The organism is Clostridium sp. D46t1_190503_E9, from assembly GCF_015555225.1.
GTDB lineage: Bacteria > Bacillota > Clostridia > Clostridiales > Clostridiaceae > Clostridium.
The window spans coordinates 198,512-218,694 of the sequence record NZ_JADNKB010000006.1; the positions used below are offsets into that span (position 1 = coordinate 198,512).

Sequence of the window (20,183 nt, forward strand, 5' to 3'; positions counted from 1 at the left end):
ATAATTGTGTGCACGCAATGTAAACGAAAACAATGTGAGGGGATTTGAATAATGAGAACTAAAAAGTTATTAAGTTTGGTTTTAACTTCAATGGTAGCTTTAAGTATTTTTACTGGATGTTCTAGCAAAGGGTCAGATGAAAATTCAAATGTTAATAAGGATGGAATAAAAGAATTTAGTGCTTTTTATGCAACAGCAGGTAAAGAAGTTCCAGATAATAGGCTTAAAAAGGCTATAGCAGAGAAAATAGGAGCTAAAATTACTGAAACATGGCTTACAGGTCAAACTGCAAAGGAAAGAATAGGTGTAATGATAGCTGGTGGAGAGTATCCAGATTTTATTGATGGTGGAGATGGAACACAAGCTTTAGTTGATGCAGGTGCTTTAGTAGCTCTAGATGAATATATAGATAAATATCCTAATATAAAGAATCTATGGTCAGAAAGTGACTGGGATAAAGTAAGAAAAGAAGATGGACATATTTATTATATACCTCAATTTGGTAATATAAAAGGAAAGGATATGCAAACTAAGCACAATGATGAAGCCTTCTGGATTCAAAAAGCAGTGCTAAAGTGGGCTAATTATCCTACAATTAAGACTGTTGATGAGTATTTTGATTTAATTGAAAAATATAAAGCAGCAAATCCAGAAATAAATGGACAACCTACTATTGGATTTGAAATATTATCAGACGACTGGAGATATTTCTGTTTAGAAAATCCACCTCTATTCTTAGCAGGATATCCTAATGATGGTAAAGCTGCTATAGATCCAAAACCTGGTGATGGTACATCTATAGATGTAAACAAAATAACTGTAAAGAGTTATGATACTTTACCAGAAGCAAAAAAATATTTTGAAAAACTTAATCAAATGTTTAATAAAGGAATAATAGATCCGGAAACATTTACATCATCTTATGACCAATATGTTTCTAAACTTTCAACAGGTAGAGTTTTAGGAATGGTAGATCAAGGATGGCAATTCCTAACTGCTGAAGCATCATTAGTACAACAAGGATTAGACGAAAGAACTTATGTACCTCTAGGATTAACTTTAGATCCAAACGTAACATCTAATTACAGAAATAGATCAGCAATAAATGCTGGTGGTGGACTTGGAATATCAGTAAACTGTAAAGATGTTGAAGGTGCTTTACAAGCAGTTAATGATTTACTAAGTGATGAAGTAATGATATTAAGATATTGGGGAGAAAAAGATGTAGATTATAAGGTTGGAGATGACGGATTATTCTACAGAACAGAAGAACAAAGAGAAAATAATAGAAATCAAGATTGGGTTAATGAAAATTTATGCATGTACACATATATGCCACAATTTAAAGGATTATTAGAGGATGGAAAGAATTCAGTAATACCAAGCGAACAACCAAAAGAATTCTATGATTCTTTAAAACCAGTAGATAAAGAAATATTAGATGCTTATGGATTTAAAAAGTTTACAGACTTTATGCCAGAACCTGCTGAAAAGAATCAACCTTGGTTCCCAATTTACTCTTTTGCAGGTACTTTAACAGCAGAAACACCTGCTGGAATAGCAATGCAAAAAATGGATGAAATAAAGAAACAATGGCTTCCAAAGGTAGTTATGAGTGGAACAAGTGATTTTGAATCAACTTGGAATGAATATCAAACTACTTTAACAACTCAAGCTGATGTAAAAGCTTATGAAGAAGCATTAGCTAAAGAAGCTAAGAGAAGAGCAGAATTATTTAATAAATAAAAAATAGGGGAAGTATAAAAGCTTCCCCCTTATTTGAAATTAAGAAAATTAAGAAGGAGAGTTTTGGGATGCAATTAGAACTTAAAAAACCAACTTTAAATGTAGAAAAAAACCTAACAAAAGTTTATGGAATACAATAAAGAAACAGAAGAGTCTAGTTTTAATGTCAATTCCATTTATAATATATGTATTTATTTTTTGCTATGCTCCTCTTGTCGGATGGGTAATGGCATTTCAAAATTTTAAGCCTGCAAAAGGCCTTTTTAATCAAGTATGGGTTGGACTAGATCAATTTAAATTTTTATTTGCAGACCCTACTTTTTTAAAAGTAATAAGAAATACTTTAGCTATGAGCTTAATAAACTTAACGTTAAGTTTTGTTTGTTCCATAGGATTTGCTTTACTACTAAATGAAGTGAAGAATATGTTGGCCAAAAAATTTGTGCAAACAGTATCATATTTACCACATTTCTTATCATGGATAATAGTAACAGGAATTGTTGCTGAAGTTTTATCACCTGAAACAGGAATAATTAATCAATTATTAGTTTGGTTTAATGTATTAGAAAAACCTATTAATTTCTTTGCAGAAACTAAGTATTTCTGGGGAATAGTAGGCGCAGCTAATGTATGGAAGGAAGTAGGTTGGGGAAGTATAATTTACTTATCTGCCATAACTTCTATAAACCCTGACTTATATGAAGCAGCAGAAATAGATGGAGCAGGAAGATTTCAAAAGATGCTACATGTAACCTTACCAGGAATAAAACCTACGATTTTTATATTATTACTGATAAATATAGGAAATATATTAAATGCTGGATTTGAAGTTCAATATTTATTAGGAAATGGTTTAATACAAGAAGTATCACAAACTATAGATATTTTTGTTCTGAAATATGGAATAAGCCTCGGAAATTATTCTTTGGCAACAGCAGCTGGTATATTTAAAAGTGTAATAAGTATAGTCTTAATATTCTTAGCTAATAAGTTTGCAAAATCAATGGGCGAAGAAAGATTATTCTAAGGGGGAGGATTTATGTTAAATATAAATTTAAAGAGGAAAAGCAAGAGTGATATAATTTTCAATATAATTTTATTCATATTTATGATTTTTTTCGTAGTAGTAACTTTATATCCAATATTAAATACTCTAGCCATATCTTTTAATGATGGAATAGACTCAGTAAGAGGCGGTGTATATCTATGGCCTAGAATGTTTACATTAAAAAATTATCAAACTGTCTTTAGAAATAATAACTTAATGCAAGCAGCATTTATTTCAGTTTCAAGAACAGTAATTGCAACTGTTGTACAAGTATTTTTAACAGCTATGTTAGCTTATGTTTTAAGTAGAAAGGATTTTGTATTTAAAAAGCAAATATCATTTATTTATGTGTTAACTATGTATGTTAATGGAGGAATGATTCCAAATTATATTTTAATTAAAGAATTAGGTTTATTAAATAACTTTTTAGTTTATATTTTACCTGGACTAGTTAGTGCTTTTAATATGATAGTAATTAGAACATATATAAACGGATTACCTGAGAGTTTAATAGAATCAGCAAAAATTGATGGAGCTGGAGAACTTAGAATTTTTATGCAAATAATACTTCCATTATGTAAACCAGTTCTTGCAACAGTAGCTTTATTTATAGCAGTAGGTCAATGGAATTCTTGGTTTGATGCTATGTTATATGCTTCCGGAAACCCTAAACTTACAACCTTGCAATATGAATTAATGAAACTTTTATCATCATCAACACAACAAGGTGGAACTGGAACAGCTGAAATGGTGAAAAATGCAGGTAATTTAGTAACTCCAAAATCTCTTCGTGCTGCAATAACAATTGTTACAGCCTTCCCAATAGTATGTTTATATCCATTTTTACAAAAATACTTTGTATCTGGTTTAACTATTGGAGGTGTTAAGGAATAATGAGTATTAAAAATGAATATACAAATTTATTTTTAGAATATGGTTACTCTTCAAATGAAATAGAAAGAAGATTAGATGAAATATATCAAACAATTTTTTATGATGAAGAAGAAAAATTTTATCATATTTTAGATGAGAATACAGCTTGTTTTATTGATACTGGAAATAATGATGCAAGAACAGAAGGAATGTCCTATGCAATGATGATGTGTGTCCAAAGAGATATGAAAAAAGAATTTGATTCATTATGGAATTTCTCTAAAAAATATATGTATCTTGAAGAGGGTATTAATGCAGGGTACTTTGCATGGTCAGTAAGCCCAGAAGGAGTTAAGTATTCAGACGGACCAGCTCCCGATGGAGAAGAATATTTTGCAATGGCATTATTTTTTGCTTCTCATAGATGGGGAGATGGCGAAGGAATATATAATTACTCAAAAGAAGCAAAAGATTTATTGTATACATGTATTCATAAAGGTGAAAATAATGATGGGTATCCTATGTGGGAGCCAAATAATAAATTAATAAAATTCGTTCCAGGGTGTAATTTTACTGATCCATCATATCACTTACCTCATTTTTATGAATTATTTTCCCTTTGGTGTTATGAAGAAGATAAAGAGTTTTGGCAGGAAGCTGCAAAGAATAGTAGAGAGTATTTGAAAAAAGCATGTCATCCTGTTACTGGTTTAGCACCAGAATATGCTCATTATAATGGTGATCCATTTAGAAGAGATAATAGAGAAAGATATTATAGTGATGCATATAGGGTTGCTGCTAATTTAGGGCTAGATTATGAATGGTTTAAAGCATCAGAGTGGGAAAGTGATTGTGCTGATAATATTCAAAGATTTTTTTGTGAAACAGTAAAAGGAAAAGAAGACTTAATATATGAAATAGATGGAACAATCATAAATGAAAAAGCGCTTCATCCAGTTGCTATTATTGCAACAAATGCAATGGCATCTTTAGCAAGTAAAGGTAAATATAAAAAAGAATGTGTAGATAAGTTCTGGAATACTCCATTAAGAAAGGGAGAAAGAAGATATTATGATAATTGTCTATATTTATTTGCCTTTTTAGCTTTAAGTGGAAATTATAAAATTTGGTGATAAATAAAAGTGAGGTTATGAAATGAGCACATTAATGAAAAATCCAATACTAAAAGGATTTTATCCAGATCCATCAATATGCGTAGTTGAAGAGGATTTTTATCTTGTTAATTCTACTTTTGCTTATTTCCCTGGAGTTCCAATTTTTCATAGCAAGGATTTAGTCAATTGGAATCAAATAGGTAATGTTCTTGATAGAAATTCTCAAGTAAACTTAAATGATATAGAGCATTCACAAGGTATTTATGCTCCTACTATACGTTACAATAATGGAACATATTATTTAATAACAACTAATGTTACTCGTGGAGGAAATTTTATTGTAACTTCTCAAAATCCAAGTGGTCCATGGTCAGATCCATATATAATCGAGGGTGCAGAGGGGATCGATCCGAGTTTATTTTTTGATGAAGATGGAAGAGCCTATTATATTGGAACTAGACCTAATAGAAAAGGTGTAAAATACAATGGCGATTGGTATATATGGATTCAAGAAATAGATTTAATAAATATGAAGTTAGTTGGAGAAAGCCACGACGTGTGGAATGGGGCAATGAAAAATGTTATTTGGCCTGAAGGACCGCACTTATATAAAAAAGATGGATATTATTATTTAATGATAGCAGAAGGTGGAACAGGTCCAGATCATTGTATTACTATTGCAAGAAGTAAATTTATCTATGGAGAATATGAAAATAACCCTAGAAATCCAATAATTACTCATAGACATTTAGGAAAAGACTATCCTATTAAACATGTTGGACATGGGGATTTAGTAAGAACAAAAGATGATGAATGGTTTATTGTAATGCTTGCTAGTCGACAAGTTGATGGGCACTGTAATTTGGGAAGAGAAACATTTTTGGCTAAAGTAGATTGGGAAGATGGATGGCCAATTATTAATAAAGGAAAAGGTATACTACAATTAGAGCAAGAAATTCCAACAAATGAATTTAAAATAGAAGATAAAGAAAAGTGTTATCATTTTTATGGAGATAGGTTAGACCATAGATTTTTATTTTTAAGAAATCCAAGCAATAATTTATATTCCTTAACAGAACGAAAAGGTGCATTAAGACTGTATTTAAAAGAAGAAAATCTAAATGACTTAGGAAATCCTGCTTATATAGGAGTAAGGCAAGAAGAATATAAGTTTTTAGCATCAACAATGATTGAATTTGAACCTAAAAATGAACATGAAAGTGCAGGGTTAGCAATAATTCAAAGTAATAATTATAATTTGAGATTTGAGTATTCTATAGTAAATAAAGATAAAGTACTTAGAATCATTGCACTTAAAGATGGGAAAGAAGAAGTAGTTAAGCAAGTTTTTTTAGACAGTGAGAATGTGTTTCTTAAAATCATTGGTAGAGACCTAAAATTAGATTTTTATTATAGCAACGATGGCATTAAATATAATTTATTAGAAGAAGGTTTTGATATTAGATATTTAAGTACAGAAGTAGCAGGTGGGTTCGTTGGCTGTACTATAGGTATGTTTGCTACAAGTAATGGTGTTAAAAGTAAAAACTACGCTGATTTTTTATGGTTTGAATATAATAATATTTAATTATGAAAGGATATAAAGATATGAATGGTATTAGATTATCTAGCATATTAAGCGATGGAATGGTTCTTCAACGTGGAGATAAAACTAAAGTTTGTGGGAAAGCAGATAATAATATAAAAGTAGAAATAGAGTTTTTAAATGAAATATATGAAACAATTTCAGATAATGAAGGAAATTGGTCAGTTTTATTAAGGCATTTGGAGGCTGGCGGACCTTATAATATGACGATAAGAGGAAATGAAGAATTAATAATTAAAGATATTTTAATTGGAGATGTCTGGGTATGTAGTGGACAATCTAATATGGAATTGCAAATAGAAAGAATATTAGAACTATACGAAGATGAAGTTTTGGAATATTCAAATAGCAATATAAGACAATTCTTTGCAAGCAAAAATTATAATTTTGAAGGACCACAAGAGAATTTAGAATATGGTTTTTGGAAAACTTTGAACCAAGAAACAGCACTAGAGTTTAGTGCTGTTGGGTATTTTTTTGCAAAAGAATTATATGAAAGATACAAAGTACCTATAGGTCTAATTGCAACAGCAATTGGTGGAACACCAATAGAATCTTGGATTAGTGAAGAAAGCTTAAAAAATTTAAATAGATTTGACGAGATAATTTCAAATTGCAAAAATAAACAATATGTATTAAGTAAACAAAAAGATGATGATGATAGAATTAATGAGTGGTATAAGGATTTAGATTTAAATGATAATGGATTAATAAATAAATGGTATTCAAAAGACATAGATGATTCATTATGGGAAGAGTTTGTTATTCCTGGTATGTGGAGAGATACTTCTTTAGATAAAGTAAATGGAGCAGTTTGGTTTAGAAAAGAATTCTTTTTACCTAAGCATTTAAGCAATTGTGATGCTAAACTATATCTAGGAACTATCATAGATAGTGATCAAGCATATGTAAATGGAGTATTAGTTGGGAGAACAGAGTACAGATATCCTCCAAGAAAATATTTAATAAATAATGAAGTACTTAAAGAAGGAAAAAATGTTATATCTATAAGAGTTATAAGCAATACAGGTATAGGCGGTTTTATAAAAGATAAACCTTATAAACTAGTGTTTGATAATGAAGAAATTGACTTATCTGGTGGATGGAAATATAAAATAGGATGTGAAATGAATAGTATTTCTGATAGAACTCATTTTGAATATATGCCTACAGGGTTATATAATTCAGTTATTTATCCTTTAAAGAATTATGCTATAGCTGGTGCAATATGGTACCAAGGAGAGTCGAATACAGGGTATCCAGATGATTATGAAGAGTTATTTGAAATACTAGTAAAAGAATGGAGAAATAATTGGAATATAGGTGATTTCCCATTTTTATATGTTCAACTTGCAAATTATTCTGAGCCATCTGATGTTGGAAAGCATGATGATTGGGCAAAGTTGAGGGAAGCACAAAGAAAATCGCTAAAAATAAAAAATACTGGAATGGCTGTTTCAATAGATATTGGAGAAAATAATGAGCTACATCCATTTAATAAAAAAGAAGTAGCTAGAAGATTAGCATTATTAGCAATTAATAAATTATATGAGGAAGATATAGTATGTAATGGCCCTTTATATAAGGAAAAAAAGTCAAATGGAAGTAAAATAAATATATACTTTAATAATGATGGAAGTCAGTTATTAAATTTAAAGGGTGATTTGAAGAATTTCGAGATATGTGGAGAAGATAAAAGATATTACAAAGCAAATGCTGAGATAAAAGGAGATTATATAGAGGTTTGGAGTAAAGCGGTGTATGATCCTAAGGATGTAAGATATGCATGGGAAAATGGGCCTAAAGATATAAATCTTTATAACAAGGAAGGGTTACCAGCTTCACCATTTACTACTGAAGAGAACTTTTAATTTGTTTTTATGCTTAGAATATTACTGAAAATAATTGACTTATGGTATAAGGATAAAGGTTAAAGAGATGAAAATAAAATATTTATTAAATAACTGTAGTATTAAATCTAAATTATTAATTATATTTATTTTTTGTGTATTAATTCCTGTTATTATTACTAATAGTTTAATGTTATATACAGTTAGAAATAATGAGGAAAAGGAGCAGAAAATTAATATTGATCATGTAATCGATAGAGTAACTTATAATTTAAATGGTGTTATCGCGGAATGTATGATGCTTAGTAATCATATAAATTCGGATGAAGATTTAAATACTATAATATCAACTGAATATAAGTTACCAGTCGATTACTATGATAAATATTTTGATCTTTTAAGAAATACGGCAATAAAGGATTATTATAATCCTCAACATATATATAGAATTAATATTTATGTTGAAAATGATAGCATCATTAATAGTGCAAATATTTTTAAACTTTCATCAGAAGTAAAAAATAAAGAATGGTACAAACAGTATAGAAATAATAATGAAAGTACAACTATTACAGTTGAATATGATGCAGATAGAAAATTATTTGCAGATAATATTCCTTGTAGAAATATAAGTGTTGTAAGAAAGTTGGACTATTTCAAAGATGGAAGAGAAAAAATAGTAAAAATAGATATAAATTATGATGCTTTACTAGGTAATATATTAAACGAGCAAATGAATGAAGGTTTATATATAGTAAATAATGATTTAATACTATTATCTAATAAAGGAATATATTCTCCAAAAGAAGATTTTAAAAAAATGGATATAATAAATACGAATAATATTTTAGTACATGAAAAATTAAAATTAAATGAATCAAAAAATGATTGGAAAATAATTTTTACTGAAGAAGATGAATCTATATTCATAAACTTAAAAGATTCGGGAAAATTATTTATTAGCTTAATTATATTTAATTTAGTATTGCCAACTATAATAATCAGTTTAATATCAAAATCATTAGGAAATAGAGTTAAATTGATAAATACTTATTTAGGTAAAGTGAAAAATGAAGAGTTTTACGTAATAGATAGTGTTGAAGGAAACGATGAAATTGGAAGCTTAATAAAAAGTTATAACTTAATGGTTTTGAAAATTAAGGAGTTAATTGAAGTAGTTTTTAAAGAAGATGCAGAGAAAAAAATCCTACAATTAGCTAAAAAGCAAGCTGAACTTAATGCATTGCAAAGTCAAATTAATCCTCATTTTATGTTTAATACTTTAGAAACGATAAGAATGAGAAGCCTTATAAAAAAGGAAGATGAAACTGCAGAGATAATTGAGAAGCTTTCTATGCTTCTTAGAAGAACGATAAATTGGGGTAATGATAATATTACAATTGAAGAAGAAATGATGTTTGTTAATAACTATATTGACATTCAAAGATATAGATTTGGAGAAAAGTTATCCTATAATTGCTATATTATGGAGGATTGTAAGAAGTATAAAATACCAAAGTTATCATTATTAACATTTGTTGAGAATTCATGTGTTCATGGAATAGAGAGAATATCTTATAATGCAGGTGTTAGTGTTTCTATTTTTAAAGACGAGAAATATCTATACATGGAAATTTCTGATACTGGCGAGGGAATGTCTGAAGATTTATTACAAAGAATAAGAAAACGTATAGAAGAATTTAAATTTGATTCAATAAGTGAAGAAAAGAGTATAGGTATTTTTAATGCATATATGAGAATGAAAATGTACTTTAATAATAACATGTATTTTGAGATAGAGAGTGCAGAGCAAGAAGGAACAGATATTACAATAAAAATATCTATGGAGGAATTTTGAAGAGGAGAGAAAATTTATGATTAAAACTTTAATAGTAGATGATGAACCATTTATAAGGCAGGGGCTACGGGTTTTAATTGATTGGTCAAAATATGGATATGAAGTTGTAGATGAATCTGAAAATGGATTAAATGCTATAGAAAAAATAAAAGAAAAAGAAATAGATTTGGTAATTACAGATATAAAGATGCCTAAAATGGACGGACTTGAACTTATAGAGTATGTCTCTAAAAATATAAAAAGAGAAATAAATTTTATAGTTTTAAGTGGATTTTGCGAGTTTGAATATGCTAGAAAAGCAATAAAATATAATGTAGAGGATTATATTTTAAAGCCAATACAAAGAGACGAGCTTATAAATTCTTTAGGGAAGATAAGGGAAAGATATGTTAGGATACTTCTTGAAAAAGAAGAAAAAGAAAATAATGAAAAGCTTATTTATGATAAATATATAAGTGAGTTAATTGCAGGAAGATATGATAAGAATAGTTTAAATTATATAAAGAAAAGATTTAATCCTAGAAGTGAGATTAGATATATAAATATAGAAGTTAACTATAATTATGGTAAGTATTTAAATATTTCACATGAAGAAAAGAGACTTGGACAACACAACTTATATAAAAAAATTAAAGAGTGGTTAGGTAAAGATTGTTATAATGTTATATTTGATGTAACGAATGAAAAGGATTGTTATGATATTGGATTAATTTATGAAAATAGATTATCAAGAGAAAAATGTATTACTGAGAAAGAATATATATCAGAGTTGATAAATTATATAAAAGAAGGGTATAAGTACGATTTTTTCATTTATATAGGACAAAAGGTTAGAAATATTGAAGAACTTGAAATATCATATAAATCATCTATTATAGCAAAAATGTTATCTAATTTTTCAATAGATAATAAAATATTATATTATGATGACGTAATGAATAATCCGAAAACGTATACTATTGAAAAAAGATACATGGATGATTTAATTAAAGCAATTGAAGAAAATGATACAGAAGAAATTATGAGGTGCATAGATAAGTTTTACAATAGTTTTAAAAATCATTTTATAGACTTAGAGATGATAACAATTAATATTAATTATTTATTATTTAACCTTATTAATATAGCAAAAAACATTGATGAAAATGTTGATCAAGAAAAGATAGTTCAATATATAAGTCTAGGAGTATTTAAGGAAAATATGAGTAGGGGAAGTGCTAAGCACTTAAAGAAGTTTTCATTAGAATTTTCGAATTATTTAGTTCAACTTAGACAAAGTAATTCTCAAGGAATATTAAATCATATAAATAAGGAAATATCAGAGCATTATATGGAAAAGTTAAGCTTAAAATCATTAGGCGAAAAATATTATATTAACAGTGCATATTTAGGACAAGTATTTAAAAAGCAATATAACATGTCATTTAAGGATTATTTAAATTCATATAGAGTTGATGTAGCAGAAGAGTTACTAATAAATAGTGATGAGAAGATATATAAAATTGCAGAGCAAGTAGGATATAACAATACAGATTATTTTATAAATAAATTTGTACAATTGAAAGGGAAGACTCCATTACAGTATAGGAAAAAGAATAAGGCTTAGATAATAGTTAGTAAGAAAATTTAGTTGAAAATTAAAATTTCATTTTAAGGAAATTGCATTAAATGTAGGAGATATGGTATGAATAAAGGGAATAGAATTACCCATAAAGAAGCTTTAGAAAAAGCAAAAGGATTTATATGAAACGTATTTACCAGCTTTTGAAGCGGCAGTAAGGGAAGCCGATGTTGAATCTGTAATGGAAGCTTATAATCGTACAAATGGAGAACCTTATTGTGGCAGTAAAACTTTGTTAAAGGATATATTGAGAGGAAAGTGGGAATTTCAAGGGCATGTAGTTTCCGATTGCTTTGCAATAGCGGATTTCCATTTGCACCATCATATAACAAGTACAGCTACAGAATCAGCAGCATTAGCTATTAAAAATGGATGTGATTTAAACTGTGGTAATGTATATCTTCAATTGCTATTAGCATATAAAGAAGGTTTAGTTACAGAAGAATATATAACAACAGCGGCAGAAAAATTAATGGAAACAAGAATAAGACTTGGAATGTTCGATGAAAATTGTGAACATAATGATATACCATATGAAATAAATGATTGTAAAGAGCATAATGATTTATCTTTAGAAGCTGCAAAAAATCTATGGTTTTATTAAAAAAAGATGGAATACTACCATTAAATAAAGAAAAACTAAAATCTATTGCAGTTATAGGACCAAATGCAAATAGTGAAATTATGATTCTTGCAAATTATTGTGCTACCGTTTAAAAATATGTAACTATATTAGAAGGTATTCACGAAGCAGTAGGAGAGGATATTAGAGTATTTTATTCAGATGGATGTCACATGCTTAAAGATAGAATCTCAGTATAAGGTCAAGCTGATGATAGATTTGTTGAAGCTGAAATAATAGCCGAAAAGGCAACCTTCTATAAAAATGAAGAAGATCTTTCTGATTTCACAGATTACTCAATGAAGGGAAGAACCTATAGATATGTAGAATCAGAAGTGCTATATCCATTTGGATATGGATTAACTTATTCAAAAGTAGAATTAGCAAACTTAAAGGTAGAAGATATTAAAAATGATTTTGAAACTGTAAAGGTAAGTATAGATATTAAAAATGCAGGAAACTACGATACTGATGAAGTAGTTCAATGCTATTTAAAAGACTTAGAATCAAAATATGCAGTATTAAATCATAGCCTAGTTGGATTTAAACGTGTAAATATAAGAAAAGGTGAAAATTACTAATGTATTTAACTCAATTTAAATTATAAAATAAGAATCTGTTGTGCGGAAAGTTGCATTATTACAGGGAACTAGAGTTTTATAACTTGGCGGTTTAAGTTTTCGTTAAGAATTACCATTGTCTGAGCGCATGCGAGTTATGGAAATTTAGAAAATTTAAATAAGATAATGTGATAAAAGTTAGATGAAGTGCAATTAGTTTTATATAAAAAGAAAGATATTGTATGGAAAGTAGTATTATCATGAACTGTTGGAGTTTTATAATTCTATGTTTCAAAATACCGTTAAGAATTACTATTGTCTGAGCGAATGAGAGTTATGGTAATTTACTAATATATTTAACTCAATTTAAATTATAAAATAAGAATCTGCTGTGCGGAAAGTTGCATTATTACAAGGAACTAGAGTTTTATAACTTGGCGGTTTAAGTTTTCGTTAAGAATTACCATTGTCTGAGCGCATGCGAGTTATGGTAATTTAGAAAATTTAAAACGCCAAGTTATAAAAACTCTATCCGAAGTAATATTAGCAACTTGAAGCACAACAGATTCTTATTTTATATACTATTTAAAAGAGTTAAAGGAAGCATCAGAAGGCATTCTCCAATCACCACGTGGACTCAATGATATGCTTCCAACTTTAGGTCCATCAGGTAAAGCACTTCTCTTAAATTGTTGTGTAAAGAATCGATAAATAAATTTATCAAGCCATTTAGCAATTTCTTCTTTGCTATAATCATCTTTAAATGCTTGTTCTGCAAGAAGCTTTATCCTTTCTTTTGAAGAACCATGTTTAATAAAGTGATATAGGAAGAAGTCATGCAGTTCATAAGGTCCAACTATATCCTCAGTTTTTTGAGTAATTTCACCCTTATCACTCTTAGGTAAAAGTTCAGGACTAACTGGAGTATCTAATATATCTAAAAGTGTATCTGAAACTTCAGTAGTTGATTCCTTTTCTGCTACATATCTAACTAAATATCTAACAAGAGTTTTTGGAATTGATGGATTAACAGAATACATACTCATATGATCTCCGTTATAAGTACACCATCCAAGAGCTAATTCAGAAAGATCTCCTGTTCCAATTAATAATCCACCTTCTTTATTGGCTAAATCCATAAGAATTTGAGTTCTTTCTCTAGCTTGAACATTTTCATAAGTAACATCATGAATATTTTTATCATGACCAATATCTTCAAAGTGTTGAAGAGCAGCTTTTACTATATTAATTTCTCTTAAATCACAACCTAATTCCTTACATAATGTTAAAGCATTATTATAAGTTCTATCAGTAGTCCCAAAACCAGGCATTGTAATAGTAACAATATTTTTATTATCTAAACCTAGAAGTTCAAAGGTTTTAACCACTACAAGTAAAGCTAAAGTGGAATCAAGTCCTCCTGAAATACCTATAACTGCTTTTTTCAAATTAGTATGTTCCATTCTCTTAGCTAAGGCAGCAGCTTGAATATTAAATATTTCCTTACATCTTTCTTCACGTAATTTAATATTAGCTGGAACGAAAGGATGCTTATCTATAAATCTATCGAAGTTATTTATTTCAGTATTATTATAAGTGAAGTTTATTATTTCAGCTTCAAATGGTACTATTCTTGAAGCATCTCTAAAGCTTATATTTTTAAGCCTTTCACTGTTTAATCTAAATACATCTATACATGAATAGATAACTTCATTATCTCTTTGGAATCTTTCATTTTCTTTAAGAATAGTACCATTTTCGGCAATTAACATATGTCCACTAAATAAAAGATCTGTTGTGGATTCATGAACTCCAGCAGATGAATAAATATAAGCAGACATACATCTAGCACTTTGGTTAGATATAAGAGCTTCTCTATAATCTTTTTTGCTTACAAGTTCATTAGATGCTGAAAGATTTCCTATTATATTTGCACCAAGAAGTGAAAGATATGAACTTGGAGGGATTGTAACCCAAAGGTCTTCACAAATTTCAAATCCAAAACTATATCTTCCTGAAGTGAAAATTAAATTAGTTCCAAATGGAACATCCTTTTGAAAAGCAAAATCTACCTTTTCATCTATTATTCCAAGACCTTCACTAAACCAACGTTTTTCGTAAAATTCACTGTAATTTGGAATATATGATTTTGGAACTATTCCAAGAAGTTTTCCGTTGAAAATTATGTAAGCACAATTAAACAATACATTTTTAAAGCTTAAAGGAGCTCCTATAGCAATCAGCATATCTAGGCCAGTGCTCTTTTTAATTAGTTTTTCTATTGCTAAATTAGCTTTTTCTAATAAGCTGTATTGCATAAATAAATCACCACAAGTATATGAAGTAATAGCTAATTCAGGAAAAACTATTGACTTAGCCCCATTTTTATATGCTTCATCTAAACAAATAAATATATTTTCTAAATTATAGTCTATATCTGCTACACGAGTGATAGGACATGCAGCTGCAACTTTTATAAAATCCATAAAATCTCTCCAATCCATATTAAATTAAACAATACTTAGTATATAAGTATTGTAACTCTTTTTTATATTTAAAATTCACAGTGATAAAAAAACTCCTAGCAATTTATAAGTGAAAAGTTAAGGAGGTTTTAATTTGCAAAACTAAAAACATCCTTGTAAAGTAATTTCTGTTTAAAAATGTCTTAATGATTTTCTTTAGTTAAATAGCAAATATAATTTTAAAAATTTATTTAATAAGAATATTAATAATTAAATATACTATTTGTATTAAATATATAAGTATTAATTAAATGATATATTTAAATAATAAAAGGAAAACTATAGAAAATCAATGATAATAAAAGAAAGATGTCTTTAAACGAAACAAAAGGTTATAAAATACCTTATAAAAAGATAAAAGAGATATTGTAATAAAGTAATGCATATATTATAATGAATTCATAAGTTAATCGAATTCAAATTTTTACTAAAAAATGATATAATATTCTTAAATGAAAAAAGGAGGGGGAAATAATGGGAGCGGTAATTTTTTGGATTATAGTTGCAGCTGTAGTAATTGCTATAGATATAGCAACAAGTAATTTTTTATTTGCTTGGTTTGCTGTAGGAGCATTTGTTGCAATGATAGCTGATTTACTAGGAGTAACATTTGGGGTTCAAGTAGTACTTTTCTTAGTAGTAAATCTAATAACTGTTTCAGTAGGTTATCCATGGGCAAAACGTAAATTTAAAGAAGGTGTTAAACGTACACCTTTAATGGAAGAAACTTATATAGGAAGAGTTATGAAAGCAGAAGAAGATATAATAGATAGGGCTAAAATTAAAGTTGACGGAATATACTGGACTGTACAAAACTCAGGAGAAGTGATAAGAAAAGACGAAAGTTTTAAAATCACAGGTATTGAGGGTATTAAATTAATAATTAAAAAAGAGGAGGAAATTTAGATGAATGGTTTAGTAGGGTTAATAATTACAGGAGTAGTAATACTTTTTGTATTAATAGTAATCTTATCATCAATTAAAATCGTAAACACAGGATACTTATACGTTGTAGAAAGGTTTGGTCAATATCATAAAACTTTAGAACCAGGATGGCACTTCTTAATTCCTTTTGCTGACTTTGTTAGAAAAAAAGTTTCAACAAAGCAACAAATTTTAGATGTACCACCACAATCAGTTATTACTAAAGATAATGTTAAAATATCTGTAGATAATGTTATATTTTATAAGCTATTAAATGCTAAAGATGCTGTATATAATATTGAAGACTATAGATCAGGTATCGTATATTCAGCAACAACTAATATGAGAAATATCTTAGGTAACATGAGTTTAGATGAAATTTTATCAGGAAGAGATAAAATAAATCAAGATCTTTTAAGTATTATAGATGAAGTTACAGATGCATATGGTATAAAGATACTTTCTGTTGAAATTAAAAATATAATACCTCCAACAGAAATTCAAGAAGCTATGGAAAAGCAAATGAAAGCAGAAAGAAATAAGAGAGCTATGATTCTTGAAGCAGAAGGTCAAAGACAATCTCAAATTGAAAAGGCTGAAGGTGAAAAGAGATCTAAGATACTTGCAGCAGAAGCTGAAAAGGAAGCAAATATCAGAAGAGCTGAAGGTTTAAAAGAATCTCAATTGCTTGAAGCAGAAGGTAAAGCTAAAGCTATAGAAGAAATAGCTACAGCAGAAGCTGAAGCTATAAGAAAGGTGAACCAAGCAATTATAGAGTCAGGTACTAACGAAACAGTTATTGCTTTAAAACAAGTTGAGGCTCTTAAAGAAATGGCTAATAATCCAGCTAATAAGCTTATATTACCAAATGAAACTTTATCTTCACTTGGAAGCATTGCAGCTATAGGCGAAATGCTTAAAGGAAGCAAAGAATAAAGTGAAATAATGAAAGAATAAAAAAGCGAAAGAGTTAAGGTGTGAAAAATCCATTAAGGATTTTTGAACAGAAAATGATTCGTGTAAGTTTAAATTAAGCTTTGCGAAGCAAGACATCCTTAACTTTTTTGCTTTTTTTGTATGATTCAATATGGTGGAATTGCAATTATAGCAGATATTTTTACTTCTCTCATAGGTTATATTTTTACTGTAATTATAATAGGAAGTAGAGTTTCTAAAAGAGTGATTGATAAAGAATTTAAATTTATACCAAGAGATTTAAATAAGGATACAAAGATGATGAGAATATCTGTTGCAACGTCTGTTTTATTATGTGCATTTTTGATGATTTTTATTAAGTAATTAATATGTATTGAAATTGCTTTTATTTCAAAAGATATAATATAGTTTAAAATAATCTGGAGAGATAAAATATGAAAAGTTTAATCAAAAGAAAAGTAAATTTATTTTTATTATTATTTTTAATGTTAGTATTATTTATAGCAAGTATAGATATGCAATCTATATCAGCAGAAGTTAAAAATGATAATTATAATAGAGAGTTAGCTCGAGAATATGCAATAAAATGGGCAACATCATCTAATAGTAAATATTATAATTACGTAAATGATGGTGGAGATTGTACTAATTTTGTATCTCAAGTTTTAAGGGCTGGAGGAATGGAGTTTGTTGGGGATAAATCAACTGCAACAAGTATAAAATCTTGGTTTTACTATTCTCCTAACTTACCTAATAGGAGTTCAACGTGGACAGCTGCACAGCCTTTTCATTTACATTTTGGAGAAGAATATAAAAGAGCTCATTCATATAAGGAATATAAAATAATAGAAGCATTAGTAAATTGGGATGAAATTTATTTAAATTTATTGCCAGGAGATATAGTTCAGTATTCTAGACCTAATAATATTACGTTTCATTCACAAGCTATTACTGACTTAATAGATAAAAATAAAACTATATACTTTTGTCAACATTCTAATTCGATGGAGAACTTTAAAAAGAATGGAAATCTCAGATATTACTTAATGGGGAAACCGAATGATTATAATTTTTATATATATCAAATAAAGGATGATAATCAAAGAACATCTATTGAAGTAATAGCGAACAATAAAGATAATAAAAGTAATGAGGATTATAGAAAAGAATTAATTGAAGCTATAGATATAATTAAATTGAGCTTAGATGATACCAGAGTTGATAATGAAGAACTTAATAGTAAAGAAACAAATGACTTTATTAAAAAAATGGAAAATAGAATAAAAGAAGTTGAATTTCATATGAATTCTAGAGGTAAAACTCCAAAAGAACTATTAGAAATATTATGTGATAGAGAAGGTTTATAGTAAAAATGTTCATGAATCAAAATAAAATCACATAATATATAAATAAAATTATTATAAAACTAAGAATATAAACATATAAATATGATAAGAATAAAAATGACCCCACGGGGTTACGTAGGTTTCTTTGCCGGTAGTTAAAGCTACCGGTATTTTTTTGAAAAATAAATTAAAAAATAGTAGCTTTTTTAATTTAAGTATGTTATTATGAATAAGTAGTCGATAAGACTAACAATATTTTGTTTAAAGATTTTGAAAGATAATGATATTCTCCGTTATAGAGATTAGTAATTACTTGAATAGTCTTTAGAATGGAGGATTTAAAATGGAAGATAAGAAATTAGTATGTAAAGATTGTGGTTCAGAATTCGTATTCACAGTAGGAGAACAAGAATTCTACAAAGAAAAAGGATTCGATAACGAACCAGTAAGATGTATGGATTGCAGAAGAGCAAGAAAAGCTCAAAACAACAGAAGATAGTTGTAATTAATAAAAGCTATAGGTTTTCCTATAGCTTTTATTTTTGTAAAAAATTAAAAATAAAATGTAAAAGAAATGAATATAATATGTTGACAAATGCTATTATATACTAACAGAAAGTGTGTTAAATTATGATTAATATAATAAAAACTACTAGCAAAAAAAAAAAATATATGATAAAATATAGTAGTGAGTCATGAGACTTCGAAATATTTGTTTAAAGATTGAATAGAAATTAGCTTTCTCCATTGTAGAGATTTGTTGATATTATATTGGTCTTTAGAATGGAGGATTTAAAATGGAAGATAAGAAAATAATTTGTAAAGACTGCGGTAAGGAATTCGTATTCACAGTAGGAGAACAAGAATTCTACAAAGAAAAAGGATTCGACAACGAACCAGTAAGATGCGTTGATTGCAGAAGAGCAAGAAAAGCTCAAAACAACAGAAGATAGTTAACTGAAGACTGTAGGTTTTTCCTACAGTCTTTTTATTTTATTAATCTTTAAATCCATAAGTTGAAGTTCTTGTTGCATGTAATGCTTCATTAACATTTGCTAAAGTATCTTGAATAAGTTGCTTATTATCATCTTGCTCTACAGATTTAATAGCATCATGTAATAATTGTTGAGCGTGAGTAACATCAGAAAGAGCACATTTTAATTCATCTTTTGCATTTGCCTTATGTCCCATATTAAATACCTCCTTCTAATCTTTATAATTTTTCAAAGCAGTTTGTGCGGAATCTACAGCGCTACCTATAGCTTCAAGTGCAGTATGAATTTCATTTCTATTATGATTTTCTTCTGCATGTAAATAAGCAGTGTTTAGATGATTTTGACATGAACAAAGCTCATCTAAAGCTATTGTTAAATTTTCTTTTGCGTTATGTTTCATATTAACACCACCTTCAATTATCTCCATATTAGTTTGTGTAAAAATGATATTTAAATAACAAATTTAAAAAAATAATTAATACATAAGTTCACATAAAATGGATATAAAATAAACTTTAAATAAAATCGAATTATTATTAAATATATCTGCAATATAAT

General features: G+C 28.1%; 19 protein-coding genes and 1 pseudogene. 17 read left to right on the forward strand and 3 right to left on the reverse strand.

Annotated features, from left to right (window positions below):
- Positions 1–51 precede the first annotated feature (51 nt).
- The 11 genes and pseudogenes from I2E83_RS09085 (at position 52) to I2E83_RS18035 (ending at position 12,920) form a co-directional block, all read left to right on the forward strand.
- Complete coding sequence (locus I2E83_RS09085; protein WP_207738496.1) at positions 52–1,746, forward strand: sugar ABC transporter substrate-binding protein; 1,695 nt, start codon at positions 52–54, stop codon at positions 1,744–1,746.
- A gap of 163 nt (positions 1,747–1,909) precedes the next feature.
- A complete protein-coding gene (locus I2E83_RS09090; protein WP_195429515.1) occupies positions 1,910–2,773 on the forward strand; it encodes an ABC transporter permease subunit in 864 nt (287 codons plus the stop codon).
- 12 nt (positions 2,774–2,785) lie between these two features.
- Positions 2,786–3,688, forward strand: coding sequence for a carbohydrate ABC transporter permease (locus I2E83_RS09095; RefSeq protein WP_195429517.1), 903 nt, complete (start codon positions 2,786–2,788; stop codon positions 3,686–3,688).
- Entirely contained in the window at positions 3,688–4,800 is a 1,113-nt protein-coding gene (locus I2E83_RS09100) for a glycosyl hydrolase family 8 (RefSeq protein ID WP_195429519.1), read from the forward strand. Before I2E83_RS09095 ends, I2E83_RS09100 begins: the two co-directional genes overlap by 1 nt.
- A 22-nt stretch (positions 4,801–4,822) precedes the next feature.
- A complete protein-coding gene (locus tag I2E83_RS09105; RefSeq protein ID WP_207738497.1) occupies positions 4,823–6,370 on the forward strand; it encodes a glycoside hydrolase family 43 protein in 1,548 nt (515 codons plus the stop codon).
- Between the two features lie 20 nt (positions 6,371–6,390).
- The gene (locus I2E83_RS09110; protein WP_195429521.1) at positions 6,391–8,259 is read left to right on the forward strand and encodes a sialate O-acetylesterase; all 1,869 of its coding nucleotides are present in this window, start codon (positions 6,391–6,393) and stop codon (positions 8,257–8,259) included.
- Positions 8,260–8,326: 67 nt separating this feature from the next.
- On the forward strand, positions 8,327–10,096 hold the full coding sequence (locus tag I2E83_RS09115; RefSeq protein ID WP_195429523.1) for a histidine kinase: 1,770 nt from the start codon (positions 8,327–8,329) through the stop codon (positions 10,094–10,096).
- A gap of 16 nt (positions 10,097–10,112) precedes the next feature.
- The gene (locus I2E83_RS09120) at positions 10,113–11,702 is read left to right on the forward strand and encodes a response regulator (RefSeq protein WP_195429525.1); all 1,590 of its coding nucleotides are present in this window, start codon (positions 10,113–10,115) and stop codon (positions 11,700–11,702) included.
- A gap of 181 nt (positions 11,703–11,883) precedes the next feature.
- Positions 11,884–12,321 (forward strand): annotated as a pseudogene (locus I2E83_RS18025) (glycoside hydrolase family 3 N-terminal domain-containing protein); the annotation flags it as partial.
- A complete protein-coding gene (locus I2E83_RS18030) occupies positions 12,309–12,434 on the forward strand; it encodes a glycoside hydrolase family 3 C-terminal domain-containing protein (protein WP_243249619.1) in 126 nt (41 codons plus the stop codon). The pseudogene I2E83_RS18025 and the gene I2E83_RS18030, both read left to right, overlap by 13 nt.
- 204 nt (positions 12,435–12,638) lie before the next feature.
- Positions 12,639–12,920 carry a hypothetical protein gene (locus tag I2E83_RS18035; protein WP_243249620.1) on the forward strand — a complete coding sequence of 94 codons (282 nt, stop codon included), beginning with the start codon at positions 12,639–12,641 and terminating at the stop codon, positions 12,918–12,920.
- Between the two features lie 560 nt (positions 12,921–13,480).
- On the opposite strand, the gene I2E83_RS09130 is transcribed toward I2E83_RS18035, so the two are convergent.
- Positions 13,481–15,385, reverse strand: coding sequence for an NAD(+) synthase (locus tag I2E83_RS09130; RefSeq protein WP_195429527.1), 1,905 nt, complete (start codon positions 15,383–15,385; stop codon positions 13,481–13,483).
- A 513-nt stretch (positions 15,386–15,898) separates the two neighbouring features.
- Here I2E83_RS09130 and I2E83_RS09135 point away from each other — a divergent pair.
- The 6 genes from I2E83_RS09135 to I2E83_RS09160 all read left to right on the forward strand — a co-directional run bounded on the left by I2E83_RS09135 (position 15,899) and on the right by I2E83_RS09160 (position 19,583).
- The gene (locus I2E83_RS09135; RefSeq protein WP_195263394.1) at positions 15,899–16,330 is read left to right on the forward strand and encodes an NfeD family protein; all 432 of its coding nucleotides are present in this window, start codon (positions 15,899–15,901) and stop codon (positions 16,328–16,330) included.
- Complete coding sequence (locus I2E83_RS09140) at positions 16,331–17,284, forward strand: SPFH domain-containing protein (RefSeq protein ID WP_195263395.1); 954 nt, start codon at positions 16,331–16,333, stop codon at positions 17,282–17,284.
- A gap of 141 nt (positions 17,285–17,425) precedes the next feature.
- The gene (locus I2E83_RS09145) at positions 17,426–17,647 is read left to right on the forward strand and encodes a hypothetical protein (protein ID WP_195263396.1); all 222 of its coding nucleotides are present in this window, start codon (positions 17,426–17,428) and stop codon (positions 17,645–17,647) included.
- Between the two features lie 71 nt (positions 17,648–17,718).
- Complete coding sequence (locus I2E83_RS09150; protein WP_195263397.1) at positions 17,719–18,651, forward strand: amidase domain-containing protein; 933 nt, start codon at positions 17,719–17,721, stop codon at positions 18,649–18,651.
- Between the two features lie 322 nt (positions 18,652–18,973).
- Positions 18,974–19,129: a zinc-ribbon domain-containing protein gene (locus I2E83_RS09155; RefSeq protein WP_195263398.1), complete on the forward strand. Its 156-nt coding sequence runs from the start codon at positions 18,974–18,976 to the stop codon at positions 19,127–19,129.
- A gap of 298 nt (positions 19,130–19,427) precedes the next feature.
- The gene (locus I2E83_RS09160) at positions 19,428–19,583 is read left to right on the forward strand and encodes a zinc-ribbon domain-containing protein (RefSeq protein ID WP_195263399.1); all 156 of its coding nucleotides are present in this window, start codon (positions 19,428–19,430) and stop codon (positions 19,581–19,583) included.
- A gap of 43 nt (positions 19,584–19,626) precedes the next feature.
- On the opposite strand, the gene I2E83_RS09165 is transcribed toward I2E83_RS09160, so the two are convergent.
- Positions 19,627–19,821, reverse strand: coding sequence for a hypothetical protein (locus I2E83_RS09165; RefSeq protein ID WP_008677525.1), 195 nt, complete (start codon positions 19,819–19,821; stop codon positions 19,627–19,629).
- A 15-nt stretch (positions 19,822–19,836) separates the two neighbouring features.
- Positions 19,837–20,025: a hypothetical protein gene (locus tag I2E83_RS09170; protein ID WP_195263400.1), complete on the reverse strand. Its 189-nt coding sequence runs from the start codon at positions 20,023–20,025 to the stop codon at positions 19,837–19,839.
- Positions 20,026–20,183: the final 158 nt, after the last annotated feature.